Here is an 11692-nt window from a genome sequence, read left to right as displayed (position 1 = left end):
ACCCGTGCTTTTTGATTTGACAAAATCAAAAACACGATGGTAGGTCTTATACAAAGACGTCCGACGACATTTCGACGAATAGGAGAAATGAGTCGTAGACGTCGATTGTGTATGCGCCGTTACGTTCTGGGAAACACACATTGATATGTGGGTTTAAAATATGGTTTGAAATTTTGTGGAGATATTTTATACACACACAGTTGTTGGTAACGATACATATTATATATACACAAAAATGGGCGGCGCAATGTGATGCGCCGTTACGTTCTGGGAAACACACATTGATATGTGGGTTTAAAATATGGTTTGAAATTTTGTGGAGATATTTTATATACACACAGTTGTTGATAATAATACATATTATATGTACACAGAGTTGGGCGGCGGGATGTGACCCGCCGTTACGTTCTGGAAGACACACCGTTGGTTGTATGTTGTTATAACAACGAAATTCAAATATGGCGGAACAATGCATACACGCCGTCAAGAGGGAGAATGTATAGAATAAATTTTGAAGACACACATTGATGGGTGAGTTGTAAATATGGTTTGAGATTTTGTTTACATATTTTATCAGCACAACATTGTTGGTGGGGTTGTATATTGTAGACACGACATATATGGCGGGAGGACATCGTTGTTCCTTACGTCACAACGTATGCCATCCCGCTACGGATGCGTACACAGACACAAACAATAACAAAAAAAGAACCGGTAATACCGATTCTTTCATAAACCTCGCCAATTTGCGAGGAATTTTCGATGAGAAACGCTTAGATGAAAAATTTTAGGAGTGAGGCATATTGCAAAATATGTCGCAACGACTAAAATTTTGAATCAAGTGTTTATCGCGAAAACGACCGCAAATGCCCCCACCAATTTGCGAGGATATTTTGATGAGATGCGCCGCAAACTCAATTTTTGATTGCGCAGGTGTGCTCAAGTGCACTCCGAGCAATCAAATGATTGAAGTTTGCAAGCAGGTCGCAAAATAGACCGCAAATTTATCTATCGGACAACATCCCGTTTTCGTCTCCCTCTCCCTCGATTTCAATCACATATCCTTCCGGCAACTCCTCTTTCGAGATGATGATTGATGTTGTAGGGTAGCTGATGACTTGTGTGACCATTGCATCTGCCGGCGGGCCGATGAGGTCCGGGGTGACGATGATTTTGTTTCCGACTCTTTTAACAGATTTTGTTTTCAGTGAGTAGCCACCGGTGTTTACTTTTACCGAGTAGGTGATCGAGATGTTTCCTTCTCCCGCGTCTTTCACGAGCAGTATCGGAGAGTGTTCCGTTTTTTCTGTCGCAGTTTCTCTGAATGCGATGTCGCCGTCTTTCATTTCGCCCATTTTTGTAATTCTCACGCTCCTTGATTCTTTGTTCCAGCTTATGTCAAGTCCGAGAGCTTTTCCGAGGTCTCTCAGTCTGAAGTAGTTGTAGCCTTTTACATTAACTTTTCTCATTTGAAGGTCTTCATTTCCAACCGAGATGTTTTCCGTTCCTATTATAGCTCCTTTGAAGTCGATGTCGCCTTTGAGTTCGTCGCCGATTGGTTTGTATTTTCCATCTTTGATGTAGATTTTGTTCTTTCCTTTTTCATCTTTTTTGTATTCAATCTCAATTTCCTTGTAGTCTTTGATGACGAATGCAAGGTCTCTCAGTTTGATATAGTTTTCTTCCTTATATAGTACTGTCGGAAATTCGATTACCATATCTTCGACCGAGATGTTTATTTGGTTTTTCAAAAGATCTCCGCTTGCCGCTGTTTTTGGAACTGAGGTTCCCATTATTCCGAGTGCGAGTAGCACAGGTAGTATTTTTTTCTTCATGGTTTTTTCCTTTCTTTTTACAATAAAAGCCGGTTTTGCCGGCTCTTATTTTATTTTATCGGCGAGATTAGGTCGCCATTTCCAAAGTTCGAGTCGCTCCATGTGCCGTTTTGAGTTACGTGTGCTCTCCAGATGCGAAGCGAGTCGGTTCTTTGGTAGCTTATTGTGTTTGTTGCGACGACAATTTCGTAGTAGTAAGGGTTTGTTCTGTCGACGTCGTCAAATGTTGTCATTGTGTCGATGTTTTTGTCGATGTATTCTTTGTCTGCTCCATAGCCGATTGATTTGTTTATGATTTTTGCGGTTTCGCCACGGCTTATTTTTTCAGACGGGTTGAAGTTTTGGTCCATCGAGATCCATCCGCTGTTAAGTGCACGTTCAATGTATGGAACGCTCCAGTAGTGTTCTTTTATTTGGAATGTGTTTCCCGCCATAGCTTCGTGGCCGCCAAGTCTTGCTGCAATTACTATGAGTTCTTCTTTCGAAACGAGTCCTTGCGGGTCGAAGTTGCCGCCCGGTCTTCCGACCATGATGCCGTAGTTCGATGCAACTCTTACGGCGTTGTAGTACCAAGAGTTTTCCGTTACGTCGTTGAAGTTTACAGCACCGTATGAGTAGTTTTTGCCGGATTGCGACAAAAGATTTGCAATGATTTGTGCCATTTCCGCTCTTGTTAATGTGCCGGACGGACTGAATGTCATCGATGTGATGCCCTTCATGTATGCACGTCTTGTGTAAAGTTTTCCGTCGTTTTTCTTTGCATCGTCAATTGCTTTTTTGAGGTTTGCAACAGCGTTTTTAAGTCCGCCGTTTCCTTTTAAAGCTTTATTTGTTTCATCAATCGCTTTTTGAAGCGCATCGCTGTATTTTTTCCAATAGGAATCGCTTCTTTTGTCTTTCAATTTTCTTGCTTCAGCGATTAGGTCGTTTGCTTCTTTTACAGTTTTGTTGTCGTATGAGCCGATTGTGTCGAAGCCGTTGTAGTCGTAGATGCTAGGATATTTCAAATGTCCGATGTCACGTGTGCAAAGGCTTGAAATCGGCATGTCTCCGAGAACAGCATTTGCAGCGTCGACAAGAGCTTCAACATAGTATCTCATCGAGAGTCCGTTGTATTTGTCGAGGTACCAGTCGGCGGTGTAGTTGTAGCCGCGACCTTTGTCGTATTCATCAGGATAGTAGCCGAATTTTTTGTAGAATTCGTAATATGAGTACGGAATTCCGTTCACATAGTAGTAGCCGTTTCTGTATGAGTCGTAGTTTCTGTAGTAGCCGTTGTAGTATTTGCCGTATTTGTCATAGTATCTTCCGTTGTATGCGTATGAGAATTTTCCATCTTTGAAGTCGTCGACAATGTTCGAGACGATGTCGAGGTTCGATTCAAAATTTCTTCTTAATTCAGGTGAAACAGAACCGTAGTCGCCGCATCTTCTAATATTTTTTGCAATTCTAAGTGTGTCCGTAAGTGCACGCGGTGCATCTGCGGCATAAAAACCGCCGTCGATGTTTACTGTGAGAGTGCCACTTTTTATGTCGCTGTAGTCGAAGTATGTGCTCTTTACAAGTTTGTAGCCGCTGTAAACGTCAACTCTGTATTTTCCGGCATAGCCGATTGTGTAAAGGCCGCCGACACTTGTTATTTCTCTGTCGTATTGGTCGTACACTCTTGTGTCCAAATTTTTTATGTCGAATCCGTTTCCGTCAACGGTGTTTACGACGAATGTGTATTTGTAGTTGTTTGAAGTCGAAAGCGTGAGGCTGACGTAGTTTGTAGAGCTGTCTACCATAACCATTTCTCTCGCTTCAAAGCCCATATATGTCGCAACGACCGTGTAGTAGCCGTAAGGCAATCTGTATGTGTTGTAGTTATAGTAGCCGCTCGGTGTGACATCGCTTCCGTTTGAGTCGTAGATTGTTACAATCGCTCCGTTTATCGGATAGCGATCGTCGCCCATAACGCTTACGATCAAGTCGCCGTAGTCGCTGTAGTAGTCGCCGTAGTAGGCGAAAGTTGTAAAAGGCATCAAGCTTATGAGCATGAGCCCCGTCAATATTAATGCAATATATTTTTTCATAAAAATACCTCCTTAATTTCCATGAATTTTTCGTCATTCTACTACATTGTTACCCTGTATGAGTTTTTTCAATACATATTTATTCGATATGTAATAAAAATGAAATAAAACACGCATGACGCGTGCTTTATCATTTTAGTTTATTTGGTCAACTTGTCTTCTGACTTCAGGTCTGCTGTTTATTACAAGCATCAATGCCATCGAAATCAAAACTGCGAACACCGCATTGATGACGCTCGAGCCGAGTTTTGTTGCAAGAGTTGCCCATGCACCTTCCTTAGGCACACCGAAAAGTAGATTCAAAGATAAAAAAGTCTTTCCTATATAAAGGACAATGTATGTGAGTTGTCCTAAAATTCCACCAATGAGATTTTTTCTCTTGTTGAGTCCGTGGCCGCTTTTGTCCATTGCAATCGCACCGCAAACAGCGCCCATTAAAAATTTGAATATAAATGTTATTGGAGCGCCCGCAATGTATGCAGGATTTGTAAGGTCAAGAAACACCGAACCTACTCCCGCAGCAAAGCCTCCCCAAATTGGTCCTAAAATTAATCCCGCCAAAAGACAAAAACCGTTTCCAAGGTGAAGTCTTGTCGGAGTTCCGATTCCGACCGGAATGTAAAATGAAATGAGCGAACCCACATAAACAAGTCCGATCATAAGTGCGACAATCGCAATTTTTTTAGTTGTATAATTTTTTTCGCTAGTCATATAATCCCTCCATAAATAATTACATCAACTATTATAGCACATCTCGAATGATTTGTTAAATAAAAATTCAAATGCATATGAGTTTTTTTGTATTTTAAATTGCAATTTACAACAATTTGCTAATATGTTATGAATTAATAGGATTTATTGAATATTACTATTGAATTACGGGTAACTATGATATATAATAGAATCAACAAATAATGACTTGTCAGAAAAATTTAATATTAACATTATTTGTAGAGAAGTCACAGTGTACTTATTTGGGCAAGCCCAAAAATTTTATTCAAGGAGGATTATATGAGAAAATTAATTAGTATACTCATTGCGGTGATGATGGTGTTGACATTGTTGCCGGTTGGAAGAGTAATGGCAGAGGGTGAAGAACTTGCAACTGCAAAAGAAGCATTAAATGCAAAAATCACAGAAGCTAAAGAAGAGCTTACAAAGTATGAAGACGGCGATGCAAAAACAGCATTTACACAAGCAATACAAGCTGCTGTAACTGTTTATGAAAAAACTGATGCAACTCTTGATGATGTGAACGCAGAAACTACTAAACTTACAGAAGCTATAAAAACTTTCAAAGATGCTGTTAAAAAAGCTGAAGAAGAAGCTAAGCTCAAAGAAGCTAAATCAAATGCTGAAAAGGATATCAATAATTTGACTAATTTGACAAACGAAGAAAAAGCTCCTTTCCTTCAACAAGTTAAAGATGCCGCCACAATTGAAGCGGTTAACGCTGTTGTAGAAGCTGCTAAAAAAGCTGATGAACTTGTAGAAGCTAAAAAAGCATTAAAAGCAAAAATCGATGCTGCAAAAGCTGTAAAAGATACAGATGCATATATAAATGCAACAAAAGATAAGCAAGATGCTTTTGATAAAGCTATAACAGATGCAAAAACTGAACTCGATAGTGCTACAGCAACTGCCGAAACTTTAAAAAAAGTTGAAACTAAACTTGAAGAAGCACAAAAGGCTCTTGGCAAAAAAGAAGAAAACCCAACACCGGGAAAAACTCCGGAACAAAAACTTGCTGATGCTAAAGAAGCATTAAAAGTAATAATTGCTGCTGCAGAAAAAGCAAAAGATACAGATGCATACAAAAATGCAACAAAAGCAACGAAAGATGCTTTTGAAAAAGCTTTAGAAGCTGCTAAAAAAGCTCTTGCAAAAGAAGGTGTAAAAGCTGATGAATTAACTAAAGAAGGAACTGCATTAAAAACAGCTCAAGATGCTCTCGACGGAAAAACAACAACTCCTGTTGTTCCAAGCGACAGCTATTCAACAAGAGTTCCTCGTGCAATCAGAACTACAATTGCAAATGCAAATGCAATGATGAAGCATCCGGATTACTGGCGTGCAAGCAACAGCTCAAAAGCAGCTCTCGAAAGTTCACTTAAAACTCTAAAGAGCATTGCAAATGATTTTGAAAACGGTTACTACAACAAGTATTGGAACGGCAAATTCTGGAACGGTTACTACGGCGACGGTTGGTATGACTACTACGAAAACGGTTACTACTACAGAAACGGCTTACCTTACGAATACTTTGAATTCAAAAATACTTTCGGCGATTATCCTAGATATGATTTATCCGACGGATACTATGGCAGAAGATATTTGAACGGAAAGTATAGAAGAGGTTACTACCGCGATGGTTGGTATGACTATTACGATGGCGTTTACTATTACAGAGACGGCGTACCTTACGACTACTATGAATTCAAAAGAGAATTCGGTTATTATCCGAGCTATGCTTACGGCAGAGGATATTGGAATGAATACGACGGCACATGGGATCCGCACTACGGCTACCAAGGACGTTACGGATATTACAATTCAACAATTAGAAATGCTGTTGAAAGTACAGTTGATGCAATAAACGCTGTTGCAAATGAATCCGGTGCAAAATATATGACAGCTTCATATCCAAGTCTATCCGATTATGAAGGATATTATGATTATTATCCATGGTATTATGATCCATACTACTATGACGGATATTATTATGACCAAAGTTCATCAAAGGTAAGAGAACTCAAGAAGTTGATTGGCGAAGCTGAAGAACTTGCAGCATCAAGAAGCGACGCTCAATGGGCTCCTTACAGAAGCGAACTCACAGACGCTGCAAACTACGGCAGAAAAGCTGCAAAAGGCAGAGCATCCGTAAAGGGCGCAATCGAAGAACTTGAAAAAGCTATCAAAAAAGCAAAGACAGATGGAATGAAGCTCTATATCAGACGCGGCTTCATGACCGGTGTAAACGGAATGGAATTTAATCCGAACGGAACTCTTACAAGAGCTGAAATGGCTCAAATCATTGAAAATCTTCTCGAACAATCGGGCGAAACAGTTGCATTTGCACCTAAGAAATTCAATGACGTTGAATCAGGAAGATGGTTCAAGAAGGCTGTAAACCTCATTTCATCACACAATATCATGAAGGGAAACCCTGACGGAAACTTCTATCCACAAAAACCGGTTTCAATTGAAGAACTTATCGTTATCGCTGCTAGACTCGGCGGACACACTCCACAAACCGGAAATGTATTTGGAATTTCAAAACACTATTGGAGCGTTCCATACATCCAAACAGCTTATGTAAAAGGATGGATTGGAATGGACAAGTTTGACCCGTCAGCTGCAATCACAAGAGGACAAGCAGTTCAAATTTTGAACCGTTCATTAAACTACGGTGTTGACAAAGAATTCATCAATAAATATGGCGCACAAATGAATCAATTCTCAGACGTTTCAATGTCAAACCCATATTATTATGACATCATCGCCGCAACAAACACAATCAGCTACTCACAAGTTCCAAACAGCAGAACGAGAATTTGGAGAGCATTCCAAACATCAGGCGGATGGTCCACATCGAAATATTCGAACGGAACATATGTAAAACCTTACACAGGTTGGTAAAAAAATAAAGCACTCGAAAGGGTGCTTTTTTTGTTGCGGTTTTTTTGGGGGGATGATTTGTTTTATAATTTAATATATCATTGTGTGTTTTTCGAAATATGGCCACACATTCTCCCTTTAGGCGGCGATACACCTTTTTATCTCATCTCACGACGAAATCAAAGATTTCTGCTCGATGGATAAAAAAACTGGTCGCCGCTACGGGCGGCGTTTATTTAATTATATTTTTAAATTGTTTATACGCGTTTGTTTATCCATATCTCATGCGTCGCAATATAATGCGACGCTACAAATTCTGTCGTCTCATATATAAACATAACACATCCGTATGTTCGCATTAACATTGCAATATTTATTGCGTCTGAATTTTTACAATTTATAATTCCACCAATCATTGTGTGCTTCACAGAACGTAACGGCGCATTATATTGCGCCGCCCATTTTTTTGTACATGGAATATGAATTTTTATCAACAACGCTGTGCTTATAAAATATCTAACCAAAACCTAATTCAAGTATCACCCCATTCTTCGCAAATAAACCCTATACAAACAAAAAAAGAACCGGCGATCACCGGTTCCTCAAATTTTTGTTATTTTACTTCTACTTCAGCGCCAACTTCTTCAAGTTTCTTCTTGATGTCTTCTGCTTCGTCTTTTGCAGCGCCTTCTTTAAGTGCTTTTGGAGCTCCATCTACGAGATCCTTAGCTTCTTTAAGTCCAAGACCTGTAACTTCTCTTACAACCTTGATAACTTTGATTTTTTCTGCGCCAGCTGATTTAAGAATTACGTCGAATTCTGTTTTTTCTTCAGCTGCTGCTGCTCCGCCTGCTGCTGCAGGTCCTGCTACTGCAACTGCTGCTGGAGCAGCTGCTGATACGCCAAATTCTTCTTCAAGTGCTTTTACAAGTTCACTTAATTCCAATACTGTTAATTCTTTTACGTCTTCAATAAGTTTAGTTACTTTTTCACTCATTTTAAATACCTCCGATAATTTTAATTTTATTCTGCTTTACCTGCTCTGATTTGGTCAAGAGCAATTACTAAGGAACGCATTGTTCCAGATAGTACATTTGCGAAGCCTTGGATTGGGCCATTCAAGCCACCAAGTACTTGTGAAAGGAGAACTTCTTTTGTTGGAAGTTCTGCTAATGCTTTAATTCCGTCTAAATCAATTTCTTTTCCGTCAACCATTCCCGATTTGATAACGAGTTTATCGTTTTCTTTAGCAAATTTGTTTGAAACTCTTGCTGCAGCGGCAATGTCGTCGTATGCAAATGCGATTGCATTTGGTCCGTGGAAATTCTTTGTAAAATCTTCATATCCAAGTTCTGTGAATGCTCTTGCCATAAGAGTGTTCTTGTAAACTTTGTAGTCAACGCCTGCTTCTCTGTAATTTTTACGGAGTTCAGTTACGTCTTCAACAGTGAGTCCACGATATTCAACAAGAACCATAGAGGATGATTTTTCAATTTTTTCTTTAATTTCCGCAACGGTTGATTCTTTTTGTTTTAAAACTGCCTCTCTCATTAGACACCTCCCCATTTATATTAGAAAAGACCTCGAAAACGAGGTCTAAAAAAATCACTAAAATAAAAACTTTTTCATACACCTCGGCAGGATTTCCGTGAAATATTATTTCACAACCGGCTTTCTTCGGTTTTCTTATTCAACATTCATTATTATATCAGACAATTTTTCTTTTGTCAAGCTTTTTTTCAAAATATTTTAAATTATTTTTTACTTTCTATATTCCGGAGAACACAATGATTTCATCAAAGTTTTCAAGCTCTTTGAAAATATCTCCGTCAAAAAATCTCGAGTCAACAATTTTTATTTTCCCATATTTTTCCGCAAAGAATCCTATGAACGGATTTGCAAATGAGTCTTTGAGTATTAATAGCGATTTTTCTCCGAGTCCGTTCATTGTGACTTCCCCGAAGTTTCCACCCATATATGCGAGGTATTTGTCGACTCCGGTCGCTCTCTTTTCATCAACCACAAGTTCCTCTGACTCTTTTCCGTCAATCATTCTTTTAAATTTCAAGTCTTTCGTTTTTTCGTCGTAGACAATTGAGAAGTTGTCTCTTATCATTATTCCGGATTTTCTCGCTTCTCCTCCTATGAATTTTCCAAAGCTCTCCGTTTCTTTTTCGTTTTCAAAGCCGAGCGAGCGAAGCACTTTTTTCACGCCTTCGGAGTTTAGGTGGTGATCGCCTAGATAGTAGTCCTCAAGAGTCAGAATTTTTGTGAAGTCCACATCGGATTTGTCTTTTATTTGGTCGAATCGCTTTTGATATTCCTCACTTATTTTGAGATTTTTTAAAGCGAGCGGCATGTTGTTTTCATAATATAGTTTGTACGGAACTAAATAAGCTTTTAAATTCGGATGTTTTTCCTTTTCCATCAAAAGTTTTTCAATCAATACATTTTTTATCGGCTTTTGTGTGAGCCTTGAAAGTGAAAGATAGACTCCGTTTTTCTCCCTTTCGCCCAACAAGAAGTCCTTGTACGAGTTCAAAGATGTGAAATATATTTTTCCGGGCACACGATCGGTCAATGCTTCTTCAAATTCTTTTCCGAATGAACCGTCAAATATATTTTCTTTGGTGAGTTCCGGATATTTTTTGAGTTTTCTCATTTCGAATTCACTCGCTTCTTTTTTGTTGAAAAGAATCAAGGTGCCCATGAGCATCAAAAATATTAATACAATTGTAGAATAATTTTTCTTCATTTTATCACCTAAAATCTAAAGTACAAGAACGGGTTGTAGTTTCCCGCAACGAGTGCTGCGAGAGATAGCAAAAATGCTATTGTAAGCACAGCAATTTGTATTGATTCTTTTTGTTTTTCGAAAAGTTTTTTCGGTCGAGGGGTCGAAAAGAGGATCCCTATAATAAATAGTATTCCATATTGCAGCAAAAAGCTTATTACCTCGCCTGAGAAAAACGGTTTTGAGCTGAGCGATGAAAAAAAAGCTCCTATATCCTTTAGGTCCGTCGATGTGAACAGAACCCAGCTGAATAGTATTATGACCATCGTATAGATGTGCGAAATAAATTTCGGCATTTTTTCGAGAATTTTTAGGAAGAAGTATTTTTCCAAAATCAATACGACGAAAAAGTACATGCCCCAAAGTATGAAGTTGTAGTCGGCACCGTGCCAAAATCCTGTCAAAAACCAAACCACAAAGATGTTAAAGATGTGTCTTGCTTTTCCGACGCGATTGCCGCCGAGCGGAATGTAGACGTATTCTTTGAACCACGAGCTCAGCGTCATGTGCCATCTCGACCAAAATTCTGTTATACTTTTTGAAATGTACGGGTAGTTGAAGTTTTCCGGAAAGTGAAATCCGAGCATTCTTCCCATACCGATCGCCATTTTCGAGTAGCCCGCAAAGTCGAAGTAGATTTGCAGACTGTATGCGACGAGTTTTAAAAATACAAGTGTTTTTGAGCTTGCGTCGGCAAATGTGAAGCTGTTAAATATTTCACCGAATTTATTTGCAAGAAACACTTTTAAAAATAGCCCTTCGATGAATATTTTCATTCCCTCGTTGTACGAATGTAAGCTATCGTCACGTTCTTTAAGTTCTTTTTCAACGTCGATGTATTTTACAATCGGCCCTGCAATGAGCTGTGGAAAGCTGGTGACAAAAAGTCCAAAGTCCACAATATTGTCCGCGATATTTACGCGACCTCTGTAGCAGTCGATTGTATAGGACAGAGTTTGAAATGTGTAGAACGAGATGCCGAGCGGCAGCGCAAGATTTAACGGCTTTATGCCGAAGCCAAATTCGTTTACAACTTTTATAAAGAAATCGGAGTATTTAAAGAAGAATAATATTCCGAGGTTTACGACAATGGAGTTTATTAAAATCAGTTTTTTCTTTTTTTCGCTCGCTCCAACCATGAGCCTGCCGTTTGTGTAGTCGAAAAATGTTGAAAAGAGCATTATTAATATGTAGATTGGCTCGCCCCATGCGTAAAAAAACATGCTCGCAAAAAAGAGCCAAAGGTTTTTGTATTTCTTCGGCAAAAGTTTATTTACTATAAATACTATAGGAAAGAAGTAGAATAAAAAAAGTATGGATGAAAAAACCATGTTGTCTCCTCGTAATACAAAAATAAGGGTGCTCGAGAA

At 39.0% G+C, this 11692-nt stretch carries 8 protein-coding genes and 1 other annotated feature; of the genes, 1 reads left to right on the top strand and 7 read right to left on the bottom strand.

Annotation, left to right across the window (positions count from 1 at the left end):
• Nucleotides 1–1004 precede the first annotated feature (1004 nt).
• From C7381_RS00325 to C7381_RS00315, 3 genes are all read right to left on the bottom strand, one after another.
• Complete coding sequence (locus C7381_RS00325; RefSeq protein ID WP_116479473.1) at nucleotides 1005–1835, bottom strand: protease complex subunit PrcB family protein; 831 nt, start codon at nucleotides 1833–1835, stop codon at nucleotides 1005–1007.
• Between the two features lie 50 nt (nucleotides 1836–1885).
• Nucleotides 1886–3910 (bottom strand): S-layer homology domain-containing protein, encoded by a 2025-nt coding sequence (locus C7381_RS00320; RefSeq protein ID WP_116479472.1) that lies wholly within the window; start codon nucleotides 3908–3910, stop codon nucleotides 1886–1888.
• A 135-nt stretch (nucleotides 3911–4045) separates the two neighbouring features.
• Complete coding sequence (locus C7381_RS00315; RefSeq protein WP_116479471.1) at nucleotides 4046–4621, bottom strand: ECF transporter S component; 576 nt, start codon at nucleotides 4619–4621, stop codon at nucleotides 4046–4048.
• A gap of 300 nt (nucleotides 4622–4921) precedes the next feature.
• On the opposite strand from C7381_RS00315, the gene C7381_RS00310 reads away from it, so the two are divergent.
• On the top strand, nucleotides 4922–7549 hold the full coding sequence (locus C7381_RS00310; protein ID WP_116479470.1) for an S-layer homology domain-containing protein: 2628 nt from the start codon (nucleotides 4922–4924) through the stop codon (nucleotides 7547–7549).
• 592 nt (nucleotides 7550–8141) lie between these two features.
• Here C7381_RS00310 and rplL read toward each other — a convergent pair.
• The 4 genes from rplL to C7381_RS00290 all read right to left on the bottom strand — a co-directional run bounded on the left by rplL (nucleotide 8142) and on the right by C7381_RS00290 (nucleotide 11653).
• Entirely contained in the window at nucleotides 8142–8525 is a 384-nt protein-coding gene (gene rplL / locus C7381_RS00305) for a 50S ribosomal protein L7/L12 (RefSeq protein ID WP_116479469.1), read from the bottom strand.
• A 26-nt stretch (nucleotides 8526–8551) separates the two neighbouring features.
• The gene (gene rplJ / locus C7381_RS00300) at nucleotides 8552–9079 is read right to left on the bottom strand and encodes a 50S ribosomal protein L10 (RefSeq protein WP_034548290.1); all 528 of its coding nucleotides are present in this window, start codon (nucleotides 9077–9079) and stop codon (nucleotides 8552–8554) included.
• Nucleotides 9080–9092: 13 nt separating this feature from the next.
• Nucleotides 9093–9227: a sequence feature (ribosomal protein L10 leader region), on the bottom strand.
• 69 nt (nucleotides 9228–9296) lie between these two features.
• Nucleotides 9297–10283, bottom strand: coding sequence for a hypothetical protein (locus C7381_RS00295; protein WP_116479468.1), 987 nt, complete (start codon nucleotides 10281–10283; stop codon nucleotides 9297–9299).
• Nucleotides 10284–10291: 8 nt separating this feature from the next.
• Nucleotides 10292–11653 carry an MBOAT family O-acyltransferase gene (locus C7381_RS00290; RefSeq protein WP_116479467.1) on the bottom strand — a complete coding sequence of 454 codons (1362 nt, stop codon included), beginning with the start codon at nucleotides 11651–11653 and terminating at the stop codon, nucleotides 10292–10294.
• Between the last annotated feature and the right edge of the window lie 39 nt (nucleotides 11654–11692).

Origin of the sequence: Ezakiella coagulans, assembly GCF_003096635.1 — a bacterium.
Taxonomy (GTDB): domain Bacteria; phylum Bacillota; class Clostridia; order Tissierellales; family Peptoniphilaceae; genus Ezakiella; species Ezakiella coagulans.
This window is presented reverse-complemented; position numbering and strand designations above follow the sequence as displayed.

Coding starts and splice junctions, on each gene's coding strand:
- C7381_RS00325 (WP_116479473.1), bottom strand. CDS start 1,835: ATGAAGAAAAAAATACTACCTGTGCTACTCGCACTCGGAATAATGGGA.
- C7381_RS00320 (WP_116479472.1), bottom strand. CDS start 3,910: ATGAAAAAATATATTGCATTAATATTGACGGGGCTCATGCTCATAAGC.
- C7381_RS00315 (WP_116479471.1), bottom strand. CDS start 4,621: ATGACTAGCGAAAAAAATTATACAACTAAAAAAATTGCGATTGTCGCA.
- C7381_RS00310 (WP_116479470.1), top strand. CDS start 4,922: ATGAGAAAATTAATTAGTATACTCATTGCGGTGATGATGGTGTTGACA.
- rplL (WP_116479469.1), bottom strand. CDS start 8,525: ATGAGTGAAAAAGTAACTAAACTTATTGAAGACGTAAAAGAATTAACA.
- rplJ (WP_034548290.1), bottom strand. CDS start 9,079: ATGAGAGAGGCAGTTTTAAAACAAAAAGAATCAACCGTTGCGGAAATT.
- C7381_RS00295 (WP_116479468.1), bottom strand. CDS start 10,283: ATGAAGAAAAATTATTCTACAATTGTATTAATATTTTTGATGCTCATG.
- C7381_RS00290 (WP_116479467.1), bottom strand. CDS start 11,653: ATGGTTTTTTCATCCATACTTTTTTTATTCTACTTCTTTCCTATAGTA.